Annotated in this window: 16 protein-coding genes and 6 tRNA genes; 11 read left to right on the top strand and 11 right to left on the bottom strand. The window is 71.4% G+C overall.

The features are described from left to right. Window positions 1-136: 136 nt before the first annotated feature. From PV350_RS31965 to PV350_RS31955, 3 genes are all read right to left on the bottom strand, one after another. Window positions 137-209 (bottom strand) — tRNA-Gly (locus PV350_RS31965). A 45-nt stretch (window positions 210-254) separates the two neighbouring features. Then, window positions 255-326 (bottom strand) — tRNA-Gly (locus tag PV350_RS31960). Window positions 327-468: 142 nt separating this feature from the next. Further along, entirely contained in the window at window positions 469-786 is a 318-nt protein-coding gene (locus PV350_RS31955) for a histone-like nucleoid-structuring protein Lsr2 (protein ID WP_499512627.1), read from the bottom strand. Between the two features lie 261 nt (window positions 787-1,047). Here PV350_RS31955 and purS point away from each other — a divergent pair, with 261 nt between their 5' ends. From purS to purM, 9 genes are all read left to right on the top strand, one after another. Further along, window positions 1,048-1,293 carry a phosphoribosylformylglycinamidine synthase subunit PurS gene (purS, locus tag PV350_RS31950; RefSeq protein ID WP_089222639.1) on the top strand — a complete coding sequence of 82 codons (246 nt, stop codon included), beginning with the start codon at window positions 1,048-1,050 and terminating at the stop codon, window positions 1,291-1,293. Further along, entirely contained in the window at window positions 1,290-1,973 is a 684-nt protein-coding gene (gene purQ / locus PV350_RS31945; protein WP_499512626.1) for a phosphoribosylformylglycinamidine synthase subunit PurQ, read from the top strand. The genes purS and purQ overlap by 4 nt, the downstream gene beginning before the upstream one ends. Then, complete coding sequence (gene purL, locus PV350_RS31940; RefSeq protein ID WP_499512625.1) at window positions 1,970-4,219, top strand: phosphoribosylformylglycinamidine synthase subunit PurL; 2,250 nt, start codon at window positions 1,970-1,972, stop codon at window positions 4,217-4,219. The genes purQ and purL overlap by 4 nt, the downstream gene beginning before the upstream one ends. A gap of 126 nt (window positions 4,220-4,345) precedes the next feature. After that, the gene (locus PV350_RS31935; RefSeq protein WP_500337255.1) at window positions 4,346-5,188 is read left to right on the top strand and encodes a hypothetical protein; all 843 of its coding nucleotides are present in this window, start codon (window positions 4,346-4,348) and stop codon (window positions 5,186-5,188) included. A gap of 61 nt (window positions 5,189-5,249) precedes the next feature. Then, complete coding sequence (locus tag PV350_RS31930) at window positions 5,250-5,453, top strand: DUF4177 domain-containing protein (RefSeq protein ID WP_018558397.1); 204 nt, start codon at window positions 5,250-5,252, stop codon at window positions 5,451-5,453. A gap of 47 nt (window positions 5,454-5,500) precedes the next feature. Continuing rightward, window positions 5,501-6,298 carry a sterol carrier family protein gene (locus PV350_RS31925; RefSeq protein WP_500337254.1) on the top strand — a complete coding sequence of 266 codons (798 nt, stop codon included), beginning with the start codon at window positions 5,501-5,503 and terminating at the stop codon, window positions 6,296-6,298. A gap of 29 nt (window positions 6,299-6,327) precedes the next feature. Beyond that, window positions 6,328-7,989 carry a hypothetical protein gene (locus tag PV350_RS31920; protein WP_500337253.1) on the top strand — a complete coding sequence of 554 codons (1,662 nt, stop codon included), beginning with the start codon at window positions 6,328-6,330 and terminating at the stop codon, window positions 7,987-7,989. A gap of 128 nt (window positions 7,990-8,117) precedes the next feature. After that, complete coding sequence (gene purF / locus PV350_RS31915) at window positions 8,118-9,635, top strand: amidophosphoribosyltransferase (RefSeq protein ID WP_499512621.1); 1,518 nt, start codon at window positions 8,118-8,120, stop codon at window positions 9,633-9,635. A gap of 28 nt (window positions 9,636-9,663) precedes the next feature. Beyond that, the gene (gene purM / locus PV350_RS31910; protein ID WP_500337252.1) at window positions 9,664-10,731 is read left to right on the top strand and encodes a phosphoribosylformylglycinamidine cyclo-ligase; all 1,068 of its coding nucleotides are present in this window, start codon (window positions 9,664-9,666) and stop codon (window positions 10,729-10,731) included. Between the two features lie 80 nt (window positions 10,732-10,811). Here purM and PV350_RS31905 read toward each other — a convergent pair whose 3' ends face one another. Together PV350_RS31905 and PV350_RS31900 are read right to left on the bottom strand one after the other, a co-directional pair. Further along, window positions 10,812-11,180, bottom strand: coding sequence for a DUF3073 domain-containing protein (locus tag PV350_RS31905; RefSeq protein ID WP_499512619.1), 369 nt, complete (start codon window positions 11,178-11,180; stop codon window positions 10,812-10,814). Window positions 11,181-11,508: 328 nt separating this feature from the next. Then, entirely contained in the window at window positions 11,509-12,615 is a 1,107-nt protein-coding gene (locus PV350_RS31900) for a Leu/Phe/Val dehydrogenase (RefSeq protein ID WP_500322612.1), read from the bottom strand. A 173-nt stretch (window positions 12,616-12,788) separates the two neighbouring features. Between PV350_RS31900 and PV350_RS31895 the strand changes: the two genes are divergently transcribed. Together PV350_RS31895 and bldC are read left to right on the top strand one after the other, a co-directional pair. Then, complete coding sequence (locus PV350_RS31895; protein ID WP_500337251.1) at window positions 12,789-13,643, top strand: DUF8083 family protein; 855 nt, start codon at window positions 12,789-12,791, stop codon at window positions 13,641-13,643. A 483-nt stretch (window positions 13,644-14,126) separates the two neighbouring features. Beyond that, window positions 14,127-14,333 carry a developmental transcriptional regulator BldC gene (gene bldC / locus PV350_RS31890; protein ID WP_003949541.1) on the top strand — a complete coding sequence of 69 codons (207 nt, stop codon included), beginning with the start codon at window positions 14,127-14,129 and terminating at the stop codon, window positions 14,331-14,333. A gap of 263 nt (window positions 14,334-14,596) precedes the next feature. On the opposite strand, the gene PV350_RS31885 is transcribed toward bldC, so the two are convergent. From PV350_RS31885 to PV350_RS31860, 6 genes are all read right to left on the bottom strand, one after another. Continuing rightward, on the bottom strand, window positions 14,597-14,806 hold the full coding sequence (locus PV350_RS31885; RefSeq protein WP_499512616.1) for a DUF6274 family protein: 210 nt from the start codon (window positions 14,804-14,806) through the stop codon (window positions 14,597-14,599). Window positions 14,807-14,943: 137 nt separating this feature from the next. Then, window positions 14,944-15,018: transfer RNA gene (locus tag PV350_RS31880), tRNA-Asp, on the bottom strand. A gap of 72 nt (window positions 15,019-15,090) precedes the next feature. Continuing rightward, window positions 15,091-19,017, bottom strand: coding sequence for an ATP-dependent RNA helicase HrpA (gene hrpA / locus PV350_RS31875; RefSeq protein WP_500337250.1), 3,927 nt, complete (start codon window positions 19,015-19,017; stop codon window positions 15,091-15,093). A gap of 237 nt (window positions 19,018-19,254) precedes the next feature. Continuing rightward, a tRNA-Phe gene (locus PV350_RS31870) sits at window positions 19,255-19,331 on the bottom strand. Between the two features lie 4 nt (window positions 19,332-19,335). Beyond that, window positions 19,336-19,410: transfer RNA gene (locus tag PV350_RS31865), tRNA-Asp, on the bottom strand. Between the two features lie 321 nt (window positions 19,411-19,731). Then, window positions 19,732-19,804: transfer RNA gene (locus PV350_RS31860), tRNA-Glu, on the bottom strand. Between the last annotated feature and the right edge of the window lie 145 nt (window positions 19,805-19,949).

The raw sequence follows: 19,949 nt of genomic DNA, 5'->3' as shown, positions 1-19,949 counted from the left end.
GGCGGCAGGCGGGGGCGATCGCCGCCCGGGGTCAGGGGAGTTCGGGCGTTGCGCCCTGTGGTCACCGTCACACCGACCGGTGCCGGGAGCACGAAGAAGGCCCCGGTCGGTGATCCGACCAGGGCCTTCCCTCAAGAGCGGACGACGAGATTCGAACTCGCGACCCTCACCTTGGCAAGGTGATGCTCTACCAACTGAGCCACGTCCGCACGGCGACTACCCTACCCGATCCTCAGGACCGGTCGAGCAATCAGAGCGGGTGACAGGAATCGCACACTGCGCCTTCCCCCTGGAAGAGGGATGTTCTGCTACTGAACTACACCCGCGTGGCCCGGGGGTCTCGGCCTTTCGGCCCGCCCTCGGCGTGTTCCAGACTCTAGCGGATCAACGGGGGTGGCTGTCCAATCGCTTCTTCCGGGTGATTCCCGGGCGGGGCCCCGGCCTGGCCGGCAGGGGCCCGGCGGCGGATCAGCTGGCCTCGGCGTACGCCTCGTAGAGCTTCTTGGGGATACGGCCGCGCGGCGGCACGTCGAAGCCCCGGGAGAGCGCCCAGGCGCGCACGGCGGCCGGGTCGGGGGCGAGCGAGGTGTGCTTGTAGGCCTTGCCGAGCCGGTTGCGGCGGCGCCCTGCCTCGACGTACGGCGCGAGGGCCTCCCGGAGCTTCCCGGCGTTGCCGGCGGACAGGTCGATCTCGTACGACTTCCCGTCGAGGCCGAAAGTGACCGTTTCCGCCGCTTCACCGCCGTCGAGGTCGTCGGAGAGCGTGACCACTACGCGCTGCGCCATGGATGCCGGTCCTTTCAATGGAGAAGGCCTGGGGACTGCGTTGGCCCCGTTGTTGTATCGAAGCCCCAGGGCCGGGGTCAATGCTTTTCCATTTACCGGTCCGCATTTTTTCGCCGCAACCGATCGGCCAATTCCTCCGGGTGTCCCGGTGGCAATCCGGCAGGGGGATATTCCGTGACCATTCTGGAATATCTACCCGCGTAGATTTTTCGGCGGGGTACGGTGGGGACATCTCACCGCAGCACACCACCGGGAGTGACCGTGGCACGCGTCGTAGTCGACGTCATGCTCAAGCCGGAGATCCTCGACCCCCAGGGCCAGGCGGTGCAGCGAGCGCTGCCGCGCCTCGGGTTCGAGGGAATCGCCGACGTCCGCCAGGGCAAGCGTTTTGAGCTCGAACTGGAGGGGCCGGTCGACGACGCCGCCCTCGCCCGTATCCGCGAGATGGCCGAGACCTTCCTCGCCAACACAGTGATCGAGGACTTCACCGTGAAGGTGGAGTCGTGACCGCACGCATCGGTGTGGTCACCTTCCCCGGGACGCTCGACGACCGGGACACCCAGCGCGCGGTCCGCGTCGCCGGCGCCGAGCCGGTGCCGCTGTGGCACCGTGACAAGGATCTCCACCAGGTGGACGCCGTCGTCCTGCCCGGTGGATTCAGTTACGGCGACTATCTCCGGGCCGGAGCGATTTCCCGCTTCTCGCCCGTGATGGAGTCGATCATCGCCGGCGCCAAGGACGGTCTTCCGGTCCTGGGTATCTGCAACGGCTTCCAGGTGCTCACCGAGACGCATCTGCTGCCGGGTGCCATGCTGCGCAACAATCACCTGCACTTCATCTGCAGGGACCAGAAGCTGCGTGTCGAGAACAACTCGACGTCCTGGACGGCCGATTACGAGCAGGGCCAGGAGATCAGCATCCCGCTGAAGAACATCGACGGCCGCTACGTGGCCGACGAGCACGTCCTCGACGAGCTGGAGGCCGAGGGCCGTGTGGTGTTCCGCTACGCGGACTGGAACCCCAATGGCTCGCTCCGGGACATCGCCGGCATCACCAACGCCGCGGGCAATGTCGTCGGCCTCATGCCGCACCCCGAGCACGCGGTCGAGTCGCTGATCGGGACCGGCCGCACCGACGGCCTCGGATTCTTCACCTCGATCCTCAAGAAGCTGGTTCACGCGTCATGACACTCGATTCCGTGAAGCACGCCACCGGGACTCCTGACACCGAGCAGCCGTGGGCCGAACTCGGCCTGAAGCAGGACGAGTACGAGCGCATCCGGGAGATCCTCGGCCGCCGGCCCACCGGTGCCGAGCTCGCCATGTACTCCGTCATGTGGTCCGAGCACTGCTCGTACAAGAGCAGCAAGATCCACCTGCGCCAGTTCGGCGAGAAGGCCCCCGCCAACGACGCCCTGCTGGTCGGCATCGGCGAGAACGCCGGCGTCGTGGACGTCGGCCAGGGCTACGCGGTCACCTTCAAGGTCGAGTCGCACAACCACCCCTCGTACATCGAGCCCTACCAGGGCGCGGCCACCGGCGTCGGCGGCATCGTCCGCGACATCCTCGCCATGGGTGCCCGCCCGGTCGCCGTCATGGACCCGCTGCGCTTCGGCGCGCCGGACCACCCCGACACCAAGCGCGTCCTGCCGGGCGTCGTCGCGGGCGTCGGCGGCTACGGCAACTGCCTGGGCCTGCCCAACATCGGCGGCGAGGTCGTCTTCGACGCCTGCTACCAGGGCAACCCGCTGGTCAACGCCCTGTGCGTCGGCGTGATGAAGCACGAGGACATCCACCTGGCCAAGGCCTCCGGCGCCGGCAACAAGGTCATCCTCTACGGCGCCCGCACCGGTGGCGACGGCATCGGCGGCGTCTCCGTGCTCGCCTCGGAGACCTTCTCCGACACCGGCCCGGCCAAGCGCCCCGCCGTCCAGGTCGGCGACCCCTTCCAGGAGAAGCTGCTCATCGAGTGCACCCTGGAGATCTTCAAGGAGAAGCTGGTCGCCGGCATCCAGGACCTCGGCGGCGCCGGTCTGTCCTGCGCCACCTCCGAGCTGGCCTCGGCCGGCTCCGGCGGCATGCGGGTCGAGCTGGACACCGTGCCGCTGCGCGACGCGACGCTCTCGCCGGAGGAGATCCTCATGAGCGAGTCGCAGGAGCGCATGTGCGCCATCGTCGAGCCGCGCTACGTCGACCGCTTCCTGGAGATCTGCGAGAAGTGGGACGTGATCGCCACCGTCATCGGTGAGGTCACCGACGGCGACCGGCTGGAGATCTTCTGGCACGGCGAGCAGATCGTCGACGTCCCGCCGCGCACCGTCGCCCACGAGGGCCCGGTGTACGAGCGCCCCTACGCCCGCCCCGCGTGGCAGGACGCGCTCCAGGCCGACGACGCCAACAAGCTGCCGCGCCCGGGATCCGGCGAGGAGCTGCGCGCCCAGGTCCTGACGATGGTCGCGCACCCGAACCAGGCGTCCAAGGCGTGGATCACCGACCAGTACGACCGCTTCGTGCAGGGCAACACCGTGCTGGCGCAGCCGGAGGACTCCGGCATGATCCGCATCGACGAGGACACCAACCTCGGCGTCGCGGTCGCCACCGACGGCAACGGCCGCTACGCCAAGCTCGACCCGTACACGGGCGCGCAGCTGGCGCTCGCCGAGGCGTACCGCAACGTCGCCACCACCGGCGCCAAGCCCCTGGCGGTCTCCGACTGCCTCAACTTCGGCTCGCCCGAGGACCCGGCCGCGATGTGGCAGTTCGCCGAGGCCTGCCGCGGCCTGGCCGACGGCTGCCTGGAGCTGGGCACGCCGGTCACCGGCGGCAACGTCTCGCTCTACAACCAGACCGGCGACGTCGCCATCCACCCGACGCCCGTCGTGGCGGTGCTGGGCGTGATCGACGACGTCACGCGCCGCACGCCGGTCGCCTTCAAGGACCAGGGCCAGCTGCTCTACCTGCTGGGCGACACCAAGGAGGAGCTGGGCGGCTCCGCCTGGTCCCAGGCGATCCACGACCACCTCGGCGGACTGCCGCCGGCGGTGGACCTGGAGCGGGAGAAGCTGCTCGGCGAGATCCTCATCTCGGCCTCCCGGGACGGCATGGTCGACGCGGCCCACGACCTGTCGGACGGCGGGCTCGTCCAGGCCGTCGTCGAGTCCTGCCTGCGCGGCGGCAACGGCGCGCGGCTGGTCGTGCCGGACGGCCTCGACCCGTTCGTGCTCCTCTTCTCGGAGTCGGCGGGCCGGGCGGTCGTCTCGGTGCCGCGCAGCGAGGAACTCCGCTTCACCGACATGTGCGGTGCGCGCGGTCTGCCCGCGACGCGGATCGGTGTCGTCGACGGCGACGCGGTCGAGCTCCAGGGCGAGTTCAGCATCCCGCTGGACGAGCTCCGCACGGCTCACGAGGGCACGATCCCGGCCATCCTGGCCTGATCCGTCCGCCCTTCCGACGCGCCCTCCCGAAGGGCCCTCCCGAAGCGCCCCCGTGCCGCCAGGCGCGGGGGCGCTTCGCCGGGGGCCGGTGACCGGCTCCGTCGGGGACGGCCTCATACTCCAGACGTGAGCGAGCGCGATACCCCCGGCGAACCGCCCCTGTGGCGCGGCCTGGACGCAGCGCGCTGGGCGGCCTGCCGCCCCGCCGCGTGGGCCCGCCCGCGCTGGGGCGCCCTGGCGCTGGCCGCGGCCGCCGCCGTCGGGGCCGCGGTGGCCCCGGGGGCGTTCGGGACGGTGCACTACGGGCTGGTCGCCGTCCAGGTGTACTGGCTCTTCAGACTGCCCGGGCTGACCCTCGTGTCGGCGCCGGTGCTCGCCGCGCTCCTGGTCTGGCGGGTGGAACCGCAGGCCGCGCTCCCCGCCGTCGCCGCGCTGCTGTTGTGCTGGGCCGGCGCCCGGCACCGTACGGGCGTCCACCGCCGGCAGCGGCTGCTCGCCGCGAACGCCGCCCAGGACGTACGGCTTCCGCTCCCCGGGCCCCTCCCGCCGCTGCGCCGCGGGCTGGCCACGATCGCGTTCGGGGTGCTGCTGTGCGCGGCCGCGATCCCGCCGCAGACCCGCCTGCTGTCACTGGCCGGGGGCGCACTGCTCGCCGTGGGCGTGGTGGCCCGGGTGCGGGCGGGCGCCCTGCGGCGCGGCGGGCAGCCGGTGCTGCGCGTGCTGACCCGGGTGGACGAGGACGCCCGGACGTGGGTGTTCGCGGCCGACGACCACGCGGGCCGCACGGCGCTCTTCTCCTGTCCGGTCGACCCCGAGGCCGAGCCGCCGTCCGGGTCCCGGGACGACGCGCTGCGCCCCGCCCTGCTGTTCGGGGCGCCGTACGAGGGCGCCGAACTGGTGCTGCTGTCCGCCGAGACCGAGGGCGGCAACCTCGTCGACCGGGCGGCGGGACCGGTCCGCCCCGCGTAGCCCGCGACCGGCGGTACTACTGTGCGTCCCGCAACCACCGGTACGACAAGGGGTGTCAACGATGCACGAGTACAAGGTCGTCAGCTTCCGCGAATCGCTGATAGGCGACGCCATCGACGACGACAAGCTGGAGAAGACGCTCAACAAGCACGCCGAGGACGGCTGGCAGCTCAAGGCGATCACCTCCGCCGACGTCAAGGGCCGCATCGGCCCCGGCGCCGTGCAGGGGCTGCTGCTCACCTTCGAGCGCCCGCGCCAGGCCTGACCGCCGGGGCCGGGGTGCGGGCCGGGCACGGCGCGTAGGCTGCGGACATGCCGTCCACCGCCCGCAAGGCCCGCACCTACGACCCCGCCAGGACCCGCGCGGCGCTCACCGCCCAGGTCGCCCATGTCCTGGAGGCCGCACGCGGACTGACGGAGGCTCAGCTGGCCGCGCCCGCCGGGCTGCCGGGGTGGGACGTGCACGCGCTGGTGGTGCACATCGCCCGGCAGGTCGAGGCCGTCGCCGGGGTGGTCGCCGCGCCCGCCCCGGCCAAGGCGGACCTCGACCTCACCGCGTGGGCGCGCTCCACGGCGCGCATCGCCGGCCCGCTGGATGCCGACACCCGTGAGGCCGCCGGGGAGACCGCCGACGCCGCCGCCCGCCTCGAGGAGGCCGCCCGCGGCCTCGCCGGGGTGCTGGACGAGGCGGTGGCGCCCGAGCGCCTGGTGGCGATCACGCTCGGCGCGATGCGGTCCACGGACTTCCTGGTGACCCGGCTCGTCGAACTGGTCGTCCACAGCGACGACCTCGCCGCGGCGACGGGAGTGCCCGTCCCCCTGGAGCGGCAGGCCGTCGCCGCCGTCGTACGGCTCCTCGCGGACACCCTCGCCGTCGCGGCGCCCGGCAACTCCGTCGAGGTCCGCGTCCCGCCGTACGCGGCCGTGCAGTGCGTGCCCGGGCCCCGCCACACCCGGGGCACCCCGCCCAACGTCGTCGAGACGGACCCGCTCACCTGGATCCGTCTCGCCACCGGGCGCACGTCCTGGGCCGACGCCCTGGACTCCGCCGCGGTCTCCGCGAGCGGCGAGCGCGCCGACCTCGCCCCGTACCTCCCCCTGCTGGGCTGAGGCGGTCCCGGCGTCCGCATAATGCGCCGGTGACCTCGACGACCGCCCCGGCCGGCATGCCGGCCCGCCCCTGGCTCTCCGCCGACGCCCGCCGCTGGGCCGCGGTGCGGCTTCCGGGCTGGGCGCGCCCGCTGTGGTGCGCCCCGGTGCTGGTGGCGGCGGTGATCGCGGCGATCGCTCTCGCGGCGGACGACGGTTGCACGGTGGCCGCGCCCTGCGGGCCGATGTGGAGTGACGCGATCGGCACCGTCGGCTTCCTCGTCCACACCCTGTGGTTGTTCGTCCTGCCCGAGGCTGCGGCGCTGTCGGCACCGCTGTTGCTGCTGTGGATGACCCGGCCGGACCTGTGGACCGGCGGCGCCGCGGAGCGCGGCGTGGACGTCGTGGTCGTGGCCGCGCTGTGCTGGAGCTGGGCCGCGGTCCTCGCGCGGCTGCGGGTGCGCCGCCGCCAGCGGGCCCTGGCCCTGGAGGCGGCGGGGGCAGTCGCGCTCCCGGTGCCGCAGCAGGCCGAGCCGGTGCGACGTGGCGTGCTCCGGATCGCCGTCGGCGTGGCGGCCCTGGTGGTCGCGGCGGTGGCCGCGGCGATCGCCGTGTCCGGGGACCGGGCGGACCGGGCGCACGCTGCGGCGGCCGTCCGCGCCGCGGCGGTCGTCGTCGGCAACGGTGCCGAGGACCACATCGTCGTCCGCTTCGGCGACGGCACGCGGCACCGCGTCGCGGTGACGTTCCCGGAGGACCACGACCGTGGCACCGAGGTGCCCGTGCTCGTCGACCGGGGGTGGCTGCGGCTCGCCGCGGAGCCGTACGAGGACCGCACGGGCCTGCAGCTCCTGACGCTCACGGCGGGCGGCCTCGGCCTCTCCCTGCTGCTGTCGGGGGCGCTGTCGGCGCTGCGGGCCCGCTCGGTGCGCCGCGGACCCGTTCCCGTGCTCCGGGTGCTGGCGGGGCGCGAGGACGGCAGGACCGTCATCCGGCCGGTGGACGATGCCGCCGGGGCACCGGTGCTGGCCTACCGCGCGGTCGGACCCGGCGCGTGGGCCAGCGGCGAGGGCGTGCTCTTCGGCCTCCCGGCGGAAGGCGCGGAACTGGTGCTGGCGGCCGCCACAGGCTCCGGCGACCTCCTGGTCGGTGCCACGGAGTCGCCGGCGCGGCGGTGGGTGGCGCCGTCGTCCGGGAGCGGGTCGCCCGACCACGCCGAGCACCGCCGGGAGGCGGAGGCCAGGGTCGCCGAGGCGGCCGCGGCCCTGAAGCCCGGTGCGGGCCCCGTCCATTGGCACGGCGGTGCGGGCGACCGCACGGCGGGCGCGCTGCTCCTGGTGGGCACGGTGGCCTTCCTGGGCTCCGGATTCTCCGGCGGGTCCTGGTGGCGCGCATTGCTGCCGGTCCTGGGCGGCCTGTGGCTGGTCGACAAGGCGCTGTCCATGATCACCTGGCGGATCACCGCCGACGCCACCGGTCTGCGGGTCCGTCGCCATCTGCGCACCCGGCTCGTGCCCTGGGCGGAGGTCACCCGTGTCGTCCGCACCTCGGACGGGGAACTGATCGTCCGCCGCGTCGCGGGTCTGGACGACCTCCGGCTCGGCGCGGTCGCCGTTCCGGGATGGGAGCGGGTGCGGCGCCGCCCGTCGGCCGCCACGCGTGCCGCGGCCGAGCTCACCGCCATGGTCCGTGACCCCGGACTGCGCCCCTGAGCAGGCTCCGACCGGGACCAAGACCAAGGTCACACGGCCAAGCGCCCCATGGGTTTACGCGCATAGAACGCACTTTTGTCGGGTTCCCTCGTTCGGACGACACCGGAACCTGCCCTAGACTCGGTCCCGTGCCACGTGGTGACGGACGACTCAACCACGACCTGCTCCCCGGCGAGAAGGGCCCCCAGGACGCTTGCGGCGTCTTCGGTGTCTGGGCCCCCGGCGAAGAGGTCGCCAAACTCACCTATTTCGGGCTGTACGCCCTGCAGCACCGCGGACAGGAGTCCGCGGGCATCGCAGTGAGCAACGGCTCCCAAATCCTGGTCTTCAAGGACATGGGCCTGGTGTCCCAGGTCTTCGACGAGACCTCCCTCGGCTCCTTGCAGGGCCACATCGCGGTCGGGCATGCCCGTTACTCGACCACCGGCGCCTCGGTCTGGGAGAACGCCCAGCCCACCTTCCGCGCCACCGCCAACGGCTCCATCGCCCTCGGCCACAACGGGAACCTGGTCAACACCGTCGAGCTGGCCGAGATGGTCGCCGCGCTGCCCCAGGGCAACGGCCGGGCCACCAGGGTCGCCGCGACCAACGACACCGACCTGGTCACGGCGCTGCTCGCCGGGCAGGTGGACGAGGACGGCAAGCCGCTGTCCGTCGAGGACGCCGCCCGTCAGGTGCTGCCCGAGGTCAAGGGCGCCTTCAGCCTGGTCTTCATGGACGAGCACACGCTCTACGCCGCCCGTGACCCGCAGGGCATCCGCCCGCTGGTGCTGGGCCGCCTGGAGCGCGGCTGGGTCGTCGCGTCGGAGACCGCCGCGCTGGACATCGTGGGCGCGAGCTTCATCCGCGAGATCGAGCCCGGCGAGTTGATCGCCGTCGACGAGAACGGGCTGCGCGCCTCCCGCTTCGCCGACGCCCGTCCCAAGGGCTGCGTCTTCGAGTACGTGTACCTCGCCCGCCCCGACACCGACATCGCGGGCCGCAACGTCTACCTCTCCCGGGTCGAGATGGGCCGCCGGCTGGCCAAGGAGGCCCCGGTCGAGGCCGATCTGGTGATACCGACCCCGGAGTCCGGCACGCCGGCCGCGGTCGGCTACGCCGAGGCGAGCGGCATCCCGTACGGCTCGGGCCTGGTGAAGAACTCGTACGTGGGCCGGACCTTCATCCAGCCCTCGCAGACCATCCGGCAGCTGGGCATCCGCCTGAAGCTCAACCCGCTCAAGGAGGTCATCCGGGGCAAGCGCCTGGTGGTCGTGGACGACTCGATCGTCCGCGGCAACACCCAGCGCGCGCTGGTCCGGATGCTCCGCGAGGCCGGCGCCGCCGAGGTCCACATCCGGATCTCCTCGCCGCCGATCAAGTGGCCCTGCTTCTTCGGCATCGACTTCGCCACCCGCGCCGAGCTGATCGCCAACGGCCTGTCGGTCGACGAGATCTGCAAGTCCCTGGACGCGGACTCGCTGTCGTACATCTCGCTCGACGCGATGGTCGAGGCGACCACGATCGCCAAGCCCAACCTGTGCCGGGCCTGCTTCGACGGCGAGTACCCGATGGAGCTGCCGGACCCCGAGCTGCTCGGCAAGCACCTTCTGGAGACCGAGCTGGCCGGCGGCCCCGACGCTGCCGACGCGCTCCGTCGCCCGTAAGCATTCGACGCAAGGACACAACACAGCCATGTCCGAGAACACCGGTGCCAGCTACGCCGCGGCGGGAGTCGACATCGAGGCGGGCGACCGCGCGGTCGAGCTGATGAAGGAATGGGTGAAGAAGGCCACCCGCCCGGAGGTCGTGGGCGGTCTCGGCGGCTTCGCCGGGCTCTTCGACGCCTCCGCGCTCAAGCGCTACGAGCGGCCCCTGCTGGCCTCCGCCACCGATGGCGTGGGCACCAAGGTCGACATCGCCCGCCGCATGGGCGTCTACGACACCATCGGTCACGACCTGGTCGGCATGGTCGTCGACGACCTGGTCGTGTGCGGCGCCGAGCCGCTCTTCATGACCGACTACATCTGCGTCGGCAAGGTCTTCCCGGACCGGGTCGCGGCCATCGTCAAGGGCATCGCCGAGGGCTGCGTGCTCGCCGGCTGCGCCCTGGTCGGCGGCGAGACGGCCGAGCACCCGGGCCTGCTGGGCAAGGACGAGTTCGACGTCGCCGGCGCCGGTACGGGCGTGGTCGAGGCCGACCGGCTGCTGGGCGCGGATCGCATCCGTAAGGGTGACGTCGTGATCGCCATGGCGTCCTCCGGTCTTCACTCCAACGGGTACTCGCTCGTCCGGCACGTCCTGTTCGAGCGGGCCGGCTGGGCGCTGGACCGGGAGGTCCCGGAGTTCGGCCGGACCCTCGGCGAGGAGCTGCTGGAGCCGACCCGGATCTACTCGCTGGACTGCCTGGCGCTGACCCGTACCACCGAGGTGCACGGCTTCTCGCACGTCACCGGCGGCGGGCTGGCCAGCAACCTGGCGCGGGTCGTCCCGGACCACCTGCACGCCACGGTGGACCGCTCGACGTGGACGCCGGGCGCGGTGTTCGGCACGGTCGGCGAGCTCGGCGGCGTGGAGCGGCTGGAGCTGGAGAAGACCCTGAACATGGGCGTCGGCATGGTCGCCGTGGTGCCCGAGGGCTCGGTGGACGCGGCGCTGACCACGCTGGCCGACCGGGGCCTGGACGCCTGGGTGGCCGGCGAGGTCGTGGAGCGCGGCGGGCACGCCGAGGCCGTCGAGCTCACCGGGGACTACGCGGGCTGACCGGCGCGGGGCAGCACGAAGCCCGGTCCGGGCGGCGCCCGGACCGGGTCAGTGGTCAAGCTGGAACGGAATGTGTTGCGTCAAGCGCGACGGCGTTGTGAGGAGGACTGGGACTCGTCGTCCTCGTCGTCGTCCTCGTCGTCGCCGTAGAGATCCGCGTACCGTGCGTACGGGTCGTCTTCCAGCTCGTCGTCATCGTCGTCTTCCTGTACCTCCGGATTGACCGGCAGTGTCGACGATGCGCCCAGCTCTTCGGCCAGACGTGAAAGGTCCGTTCCGCCGCTGTTGTACTTCAGCTGGCGGGCGACCTTCGTCTGCTTGGCCTTGGCCCGGCCGCGCCCCATTGGCTCGACCCCCTCAACGGTGGGGCTCGACGGCCCCGAGTCTTGACACGCGTTCACGATGTGGAACGGGCCCTCACATGAGAGTCCCGGTCCGTAGGACTTCAACGGTACCTGCTTCCGAGGCCGCACGGTACGTCGCCCGCACGACGCGCGTCGGAGCAGGGGCCCGCGATGGCCCCGTCCTGGCTGGTCAATCGCGATTTTACCTTCTTCCGCCGCGGTCTGGCTGCCGGGGCGTGGTAACGGTCGGATGTCCAGCCTGCGGTCCTCGTCACGGAGGCCCGCAGGGAGCCGCCCCGACTCGTGAGGACGCGCGGACACCGTACGTCGGCGGCACCCCGCGGGTGTCCGCTTTGTGATGGACGACACGCCCCCGTCCGCAGGCGGACGGGGGCGTGCCGGAGGGGCCGCGGCACTGCCGGGGCCCCACGGGTCACGGGCGCAGCCAGCTCTCCGCCGGGGTGCGCTCGGCCATGCGCTGCTCCGCCAGGCGGTCGGCGGCGGCGGCCGGCGGGATGCCGTCGGCCGCGGCGCGCTCGAAGATCGCGAGCGTGGTGTCGAAGATCTTCGTCGCCTTGGCGCGGGCCCGCTCGAAGTCGAAGCCGTGCAGCTCGTCCGCGACCTGGATCACGCCGCCCGCGTTCACGACGTAGTCGGGCGCGTAGAGGATCCCGCGGTCGGCCAGGTCCTTCTCGACGCCGGGGTGGGCGAGTTGGTTGTTGGCCGCGCCGCAGACGATCGAGGCGGTGAGGGCCGGCACCGAGTCGTCGTCGAGGGCGCCGCCGAGCGCGCAGGGCGCGTACACGTCCAGCGGTGTCCGGACCAGGACGTCAGCGTCGGAGACGGCGGTTACCTGCGGGTGACGGGAGGTGATCCGGTCGACGGCCTCGCCGCGAACATCGGTGATCACGACCTCGGCGCCGTCCTTGAGCAGGTGCTCCACCAGGTGGTGGCCGACCTTGCCGACACCGGCCACGCCGACCCTGCGGCCGCGCAGCGTGGGGTCGCCCCACTTGGCCTGGGCGGAGGCGCGCATGCCCTGGAAGACGCCCCAGGCGGTCAGGACGGAGGAGTCGCCGGCGCCGCCGTTCTCGGGCGAACGGCCGGTGGTCCACTGCGGGGCGGTGCGGGAGACCACGTCCATGTCGGCCACGTAGGTGCCGACGTCGCAGGCCGTGACGTAGCGCCCGCCGAGCGAGGCCACGAAGCGGCCGTAGGCCAGCAGCAGCTCCTCGGACTTGTCCATGTCCGGGTCGCCGATGATGACGGCCTTGCCGCCGCCCAGGTCGAGGCCGGCGAGCGCGTTCTTGTACGACATGCCGCGGGCGAGGTTGAGCGCGTCCTCTACCGCCGCTTCGTCGGAGGAGTACGCGTGGAAGCGGGTGCCGCCGAGGGCCGGGCCCAGGGCGGTGGAGTGGATCGCGATGACGGCCTTGAGGCCGCTGGCGCGGTCCTGGCACAAGACGACCTGCTCGTGACCGCCCTGCTCCGATCGGAACAGCGTGGTGACGATGCCGGGTGTCTGACGTACGTCGGTCACTGTGGTGACTCCCGAATGTCCAGAGGTCGCCCTCCGGGTGGGTGGGGGAGGGCCGGTTGGCAGAAGACTAGAACCACCCGGCCGTGAACATCTTCCCAGTGTCGTGGATCACTCCCCGTGCCGGAAGCGACGTGGGACGATGCCAGGGCGGAAGCCGTCACGAGGGAGCGGGTGTGGGCTTGTCATCGGTGCTGGTCCCGTACGCGGCGTATCTGCGGGTGTACGAGCCGCTGGCGGCCTTCCCGGAGCCCGATCGCGGCTACTGGTACCGATATGCCGCCCAGGGCGCCCAGCGGTCCGCACAGGACGAACTGCGCCAGTCGCTGGCCGGTCTGCTGTCCGTGCCGCCCGTCGCCGTCCCGGTCCGCGAGAGCGGGGACGCCTTCGTCGCCGTCGTGGACGGCGTGACCCACGTCTGCCCCTGGCGCACCCGGCTGCGCGGCTGGCTGGCCCTGTCCGAACTGGTCGAGGAGTTCCCCGCCCCCGTGGTGGACGCCGTGCTGCCGCCGGTCGTGCGCGAGCAGGCGGAGGCCGACTTCACGGCGTGGCGGGCGGAGAAGCCCGAGAACGCCGACGCGCGGCCCTGGATCCGCGGGGCGACGTGGCACGTCCCGGTGCGCTGGTTCGTGCTGTTCGACGATTCCGAGCGTGAGTACGAACCCGCGGGCGCGGGCGAGTCCAAGCAGCCGGTGATGCGTTACCGGACCCCCATGGTGCAGGCCCGCCGGCGGACGGCCCGGGCGCTGCGGGTGCTCAAGGATTCACTCGAAGAGGGACCCCTGATCGACGGCCTGGTAGATGTAGGGCGTTGGCTCGAGGAGTTCCACCCGCGCTCCTTGGTCGAACTCGACTACGGCGGGCTCGTCCACGCCATCGCCCCGGACTCCCTCGCGGGGGACCGGTCCGCCGCCGACGTGGCGGAGGCGCTGGCCGCGCTGCGGGACGGGGACGGCACCCGGGCCGGCGAGGCGTACGAGCGGCTCAGCGACCGTTGGCGGGCCGTCAGGGAACTGCTGTACGCGAGTTGAGGGTCCGTCGGGAGCCGGTCGTGGGGGAGGGACTTTGGTCCTGAGTCCGGCCGACCGGTACCTTTGGCCTAAGCGTGACCTAAAGCACGTTTAGGGGTCTTGCCCTCATCCCCACCCCCCATGACAATATGGGACATCGGGTCCGGAAGGACCTCTTTCCACTCGCTCTGGGTGGAATGTCCGGTATTGCATCCCCTTGAGGTGGGGCTGTGGCTCGTGGGTTGGCTGTGACTGATCGTCACTCAAGCGTGACTGTCCGTTATGGCCCGGTCCATCGGCTTCCGTCGAGCTTAGACACCTCAGAGGGCAAATCCATCGGTTTGGCCGACACGGCTGGACAGATGGTGTAGTTGTAGTGCCAAGGACAAGCCGTTCGTCCTATTACCGACTCGGCCCGCGTCCGCCATTTCGGGCAACGCGGGTCAAGGTGCAGAATTTAGAGGAAAGAACCGTGTTGGTTCGGTTCTCTCGAGGAGGCCGCTCATGACCGCTCGCACCCCTGATGCCGAGCCGCTGCTGACCCCCGCTGAGGTTGCCACGATGTTCCGCGTGGACCCGAAGACGGTCACGCGCTGGGCCAAGGCTGGCAAGCTCACGTCCATCCGCACGCTCGGCGGGCACCGCCGCTACCGCGAGGCGGAGGTCCGTGCACTGCTCGCGGGCATTCCGCAGCAGCGCAGCGAGGCCTGACCTGAACAAACGGGCGTCCACGCGGGGCCCCCAACCCGCCGCAACGCCCGCTCCGAAGGGTCCCTGCCCCCATCAGGGACGCCCGTAGGAACGTCGATCGCACCGGAGTCCGCCGGCTCCGGTGCGATCTTTTTTGTGCGTGTGATGTGTCCGTCTTGTGAGGACTGGGCCCTCTGTCATGAGTGCAATTGCACATATTAAATTGACGGTCCCACAGGAGCCCCCAAGTTCCCTCAGAGCCGGAACTCTTCACGTGACTCCCGTCACATGCCCGACTCTTGTTCCCCTCCGGACTCGTGCGGTAGTGGGACGGCGCTGCGCCGCAGTGCCAGCCGCATCAGCCGGTGGCACACCGGGCAGTGCCGGGTCAGGTGCCGCCGTCCGCCCCCCGCCGCGGCCGCCAGGTGCGCGCGCAGCAGCGCCCGCGTCACGTCCCGGGGCGGCGGGCCCGGGTCCCTCGGCGTCGCGCTCATGTGCCAGGCGTACCACGCGGGAACGGCCGGAACCAGGGGACCCGCACCCTCCGCAACCGCGTCCCGGCCACGCCGTCCACCCCGCGCACAGCAAGAAGGCCCGCGTCCTTCGCTGGACGCGGGCCTTGCTTTCACTGCGGTCCTGACGGGATTTGAACCCGCGGCCTCCACCTTGACAGGGTGGCGAGCACTCCAAACTGCTCCACAGGACCAGGTTTCGCGGCCGTCGTTCCCTGGCCGCGAGGAAGACTGTACAGCAGGTCAGAGGGTGATTGCGAACCCGATCAGCCCCAGGCTTCGTCGAGGGCCTTGAAGATGCGTTTGTCCGAGACGGGGAACGCCGTCCCGAGGGCGTGCGCGAAGTAGCTGACCCGCAGTTCCTCGATCATCCACCGGATGTCGCGCACCCGTTCGGGGACCGGGCGCCCGGCCGGCTGGGCGGCCAGCAGCTCGGCGTACTCGGTCTGGATCTCACGGACCTTCTCCATGCGCGTGGTGTCGCGCTGGACGCCCGTGGGCATCTGCTGCAGCCGCCGGTCGACGGCCACCAGGTAGCGGAGCAGGTCCGGCAGCCGGCGCACCCCCGTGGCGGTCACGAAACCGGGCCCCACGAGGGCTCCCAGCTGTTCCTTGACGTCCGCGAGGTTGGCCACCAGGGCGAGGCTCTGGGCGGCCTTCAGGCGGCGCTCACAGGCCTGCCAGGCGGCCAGCACCTGGCGCACCTGGGCGACCGTCCTGACGGTCAGCTCGACGAGGTCGGCGCGCACCGAGTCGTACAGCTTCCGGAACGACTCCTCGTCCCAGGCAGGGCCGCCGTGCTCGGCCATGAGCCGGTCGGCGGCCGCGGTGACGCAGTCGTCGAACAGGGCGGTCACCGAGCCGTGCGGGCTGCGCGACAGCGCGAGCTTGTCCTGGTTGGACAGCCGGTCCGCGGCGAACTTCGCAGGGTTGGTGGGCACGTTCAGCAGGATCAGCCGGCGGGTGCCGCGCCACATCGCCGCGGCCTGCTCGGCCTCGGTGTCGAAGAGCTGCACGCCCACGCTCTCGCCCTCGTCGACCAGCGCCGGGTACGCCTTGACCGGCTGCCCGGACCGCCGGGTCTCGAAGGTGCGCGGCAGGGCGCCCACCGTCCACTGCTTCAGGCCCGTGCGCCGCTCGATGCCGATGGAGCCCGCGGCGTCGAAGGCCTTGCTGATCGCGGCCTTGGTCTTCGGCCGCAACTGCAGCTTGAGCGCCTCCAGGTCCTTGTCCTCGGCCAGCTTGCGGCGGCGCTCGTCGGTCACGCGGAAGGTGATCTTCAGATGGTCCGGGACCTTGGCGAGGTCGAAGTCCTCGGCGGTGACGGGCACGCCGACCATCCGCTGCAGCTCCCGCGCGAGGGTCTCGGGGAGAGGGTCCTGCACGGGGACGACGCGGTCCAGGAAGGCCTTCGCGTAGTTCGGCGCCGGCACGTAGTGGCGGCGGATCGCCTTGGGCAGCGAGCGGATCAGCTCGGTGACGACCTCCTCGCGCAGGCCCGGGATCTGCCAGTCGAAGCCGTCCGGGGTGACCTGGTTGAGCACCTGCAGCGGGACGTGGACGGTCACGCCGTCCGCGTCCGCGCCCGGCTCGAACTGGTACGTCACACGGAACTTGAGCTTCCCCTGGCGCCAGGAGTCGGGGTAGTCGTCCTTGGTGACGGCCTCGGCGTTCTCGTTGATCAGCATGGAGTGCTCGAAGTTGAGCAGCTCCGGCTGCTCCTTGCGCTGTTGCTTCCACCACGAGTCGAAGTGCGCGCCGGAGAGCACGTGTTCGGGCACCACGCGGTCGTAGAAGTCGAAGAGCGTCTCGTCGTCCACGAGGATGTCGCGGCGCCGCGCCCGGTGCTCCAGCTCCTCGACCTCCGCGAGCAGTTTGCGGTTGTCGTGGAAGAACTGGTGGTGGGTGCGCCAGTCGCCCTCGACCAGCGCGTTGCGGATGAACAGCTCGCGGCTGGTCTCCGGGTCGATCCTGCCGTAGTTGACCTTGCGGTCGGCCACGATCGGCACGCCGTACAGCGTCACCTTCTCGAAGGCCATGACCGCGGCCTGGTCCTTCTCCCAGTGCAGTTCGCTGTAGGACCGTTTCACCAGGTGCTGGGCGAGCGGCTCGATCCACTCCGGCTCGATGCGGGCGTTGACCCGCGCCCACAGCCGCGAGGTCTCCACCAGTTCGGCCGACATGATCCACCGCGGCGGCTTCTTGAAGAGCGAGGAGCCCGGGAAGACCGCGAACTTGGCGCTGCGGGCGCCCAGGTACTCGTTCTTGCTGTCGGTGTCCTTCAGGCCGACGTGCGACAGCAGGCCCGCCAGCAGCGACTGGTGCACGTGCTGGAGGTTGACCTCGTGGTCGCCCTCGGCGAGGTGGATGCCCATCGTCTTGGCGACCGTGCGCAGCTGGCTGTAGATGTCCTGCCACTCGCGGATGCGCAGGTAGTTGAGGAACTCCGTGCGGCACATCCGGCGGAAGGCGGAGGAGGACAGCGCCTTCTGCTGCTCGCGCACGTACCGCCACAGGTTGAGCAGCGCCATGAAGTCGCTGGTCTCGTCGGCGAAGCGGCGGTGCTTCTCGTCGGCCTGCTGCTGCTTGTCCTGGGGGCGTTCGCGCGGGTCCTGGATCGACAGGGCGGCCGCGATCACCATGACCTCGCGGACCACGCCGTTGCGCTCCGCCTCCAGCACCATGCGGGCCAGCCGCGGGTCCACCGGCAGCTGCGAGAGCTTGCGGCCGGTCTGGGTGAGCTTCTGGCCGTCCAGCGCGCCCAGTTCCTGGAGCAGCTGGACGCCGTCCTTGATGTTCCGGGCGTCCGGCGGGTCGATGAAGGGGAAGCGGGCGATGTCGCCCAGGCCCGCGGCGGTCATCTGCAGGATGACGGAGGCCAGGTTGGTGCGGAGGATCTCGGCGTCGGTGAACTCCGGGCGGGACAGGAAGTCGTCCTCGGAGTACAGCCGGACGCAGATGCCGTCCGCGAGGCGGCCGCAGCGGCCCTTGCGCTGGTTGGCGCTGGCCTGGCTGATCGGCTCGATCGGCAGCCGCTGCACCTTGGTGCGGTGGCTGTAGCGGGAGATGCGGGCCATGCCCGTGTCGATCACGTACCGGATGCCGGGGACGGTGAGCGAGGTCTCCGCGACGTTGGTGGCCAGCACGATGCGGCGGCCCGTGCCGCGCTGGAACACCTTGTGCTGCTCGGCGGAGGACAGCCGCGCGTACAGCGGCAGGACCTCGGTGAGGCGCAGCTGCCTCTTGTTCAGGGCGTCGGCGGTGTCGCGGATCTCCCGCTCGCCGGAGAGGAAGACCAGGATGTCGCCCGGGCCCTCGGCCTGGAGCTCGTCCACCGCGTCGCAGATCGCGGTGATCTGGTCGCGGTCGGCCTCGTCGGCTTCGCCGCCCCCTTCGGCCAGCAGCGGCCGGTACCGCACCTCGACCGGATACGTACGCCCGCTGACCTCGACGATCGGCGCGTCGCCGAAGTGCCGGGAGAAGCGCTCGGGGTCGATCGTCGCGGAGGTGATCACGACCTTGAGGTCGGGCCGGCGGGGCAGCAGCTGGGCGAGGTAGCCCAGGATGAAGTCGATGTTGAGGCTGCGCTCGTGGGCCTCGTCGATGATGATCGTGTCGTACTGGAGGAGATCCCGGTCCGTCTGGATCTCGGCCAGCATGATGCCGTCCGTCATCAGCTTGACCAGCGTGCCGTCGCCGACCTGGTCGGTGAAGCGGACCTTCCAGCCGACCGCCCCGCCCAGCGGGGTGCGCAGCTCCTCCGCCACCCGCTCGGCGACCGTGCGGGCGGCGATGCGGCGGGGCTGGGTGTGACCGATCAGGCCGCGGACGCCGCGGCCCAGCTCCAGGCAGATCTTGGGGATCTGCGTCGTCTTGCCGGAGCCGGTCTCGCCCGCCACGATCACGACCTGGTGGTCGCGGATCGCCTCGAGGATGTCGTCCTTCTTCTGGCTGACCGGCAGCTGCTCGGGGTAGCTGATCGCGGGTATGGCCGTGCGCCGCGCGTCGGCCTTCAGCGCGGCCTTGTCGATCTCCGCCCCGATCTCGGTCAGCACGGCCGAGCGGGCCTCGGGCTTGCGGATGCGGCGTGCGCCGTCCAGGCGACGGCCGAGGCGCTGCGCGTCGCGCAGGGTGAGCTCGGCCAGCCGTGTGCCGAGCTCGCCGAATGCGGGGGAGGGGGGCTGCGTAGACATACGCGTTCCAGCATCGCATCCGCCGCGCCCCCCGGGCGAACGCATTACCCCCCGGCGATCCCCGCCCCGGAGACCGGCCCGGCGGCCCGGTGGGCGACGGCGGTGCGGGTGGTGTTCGCGACGGCACCGACACGGCCGGCGGGACTCCCCGTCGCGTGGGGGTGGTTGCGGGACCCGCCGGGAGGGCCGGACGCCGGGGAACACGAAACCCCCGCCGAGGATCTCGACGGGGGTTGCTGGTGGCTGGGGCCGGGGTCGAACCGGCGACCTATCGCTTTTCAGGCGATCGCTCGTACCAACTGAGCTACCCAGCCAGCGCGGTCCTGACGGGATTTGAACCCGCGGCCTCCACCTTGACAGGGTGGCGAGCACTCCAAACTGCTCCACAGGACCTTGCGTTGCGCTCTGCGCGAGAGACAGTCTCCCACACGTTTGTGCGTGCTCCCAACGGGATTCCGCCGCGCTCTGCGAGGAACGGATCGTCGGTGGACGTCTCCCGGTCGGTGATTCTCGGTGACCGGTCGGACACGCACTGGCGGGCCGATCTCGCTGGACCAGCGTATCAGACCCCGGGCGGCGCCACGCACGCGTGACCTGCGGGCCTGCGAGGGGGAGGCGCCGGTTCCGGCCCGGAAAACACGGAAGGCAGCGCCGCCGGTGAACCGGCCGCACTGCCAACGCGCATGGTCTGCGGGACGACGCAGACGACGTGTGTGCCCCCAACGGGATTCGAACCCGTGCTACCGCCTTGAAAGGGCGGCGTCCTGGGCCACTAGACGATGAGGGCTGGGTGGCCCGCCGGGCGAATCTTCGGCCGTCGGGACGCGTCAGCAGGATATGGGATGCGAGGGGGGATCGCCAAAACGGTTTACGGGCCGGTTCACGGGCTGCTCGTCGCCGTGGCGGAGGGCGCCTTCGAGGGGGAGGAGGAG

The sequence above is a fragment of the Streptomyces sp. PA03-6a genome (genome assembly GCF_033792765.1).
Classification (GTDB): Bacteria; Actinomycetota; Actinomycetes; order Streptomycetales; family Streptomycetaceae; genus Actinacidiphila.
Note: the sequence above shows the minus strand (reverse complement) of the source record. Positions and strands in the feature narration are given on the sequence as shown.

What these genes read in the sequence shown, in the direction of transcription:
- PV350_RS31955 (WP_499512627.1), bottom strand. Translation starts at nt 786, where the DNA reads ATGGCGCAGCGCGTAGTGGTCACGCTCTCCGACGACCTCGACGGCGGT.
- purL (WP_499512625.1), top strand. Translation starts at nt 1,970, where the DNA reads ATGACACTCGATTCCGTGAAGCACGCCACCGGGACTCCTGACACCGAG.
- PV350_RS31930 (WP_018558397.1), top strand. Translation starts at nt 5,250, where the DNA reads ATGCACGAGTACAAGGTCGTCAGCTTCCGCGAATCGCTGATAGGCGAC.
- PV350_RS31925 (WP_500337254.1), top strand. Translation starts at nt 5,501, where the DNA reads ATGCCGTCCACCGCCCGCAAGGCCCGCACCTACGACCCCGCCAGGACC.
- purM (WP_500337252.1), top strand. Translation starts at nt 9,664, where the DNA reads ATGTCCGAGAACACCGGTGCCAGCTACGCCGCGGCGGGAGTCGACATC.
- bldC (WP_003949541.1), top strand. Translation starts at nt 14,127, where the DNA reads ATGACCGCTCGCACCCCTGATGCCGAGCCGCTGCTGACCCCCGCTGAG.
- PV350_RS31885 (WP_499512616.1), bottom strand. Translation starts at nt 14,806, where the DNA reads ATGAGCGCGACGCCGAGGGACCCGGGCCCGCCGCCCCGGGACGTGACG.
- hrpA (WP_500337250.1), bottom strand. Translation starts at nt 19,017, where the DNA reads ATGTCTACGCAGCCCCCCTCCCCCGCATTCGGCGAGCTCGGCACACGG.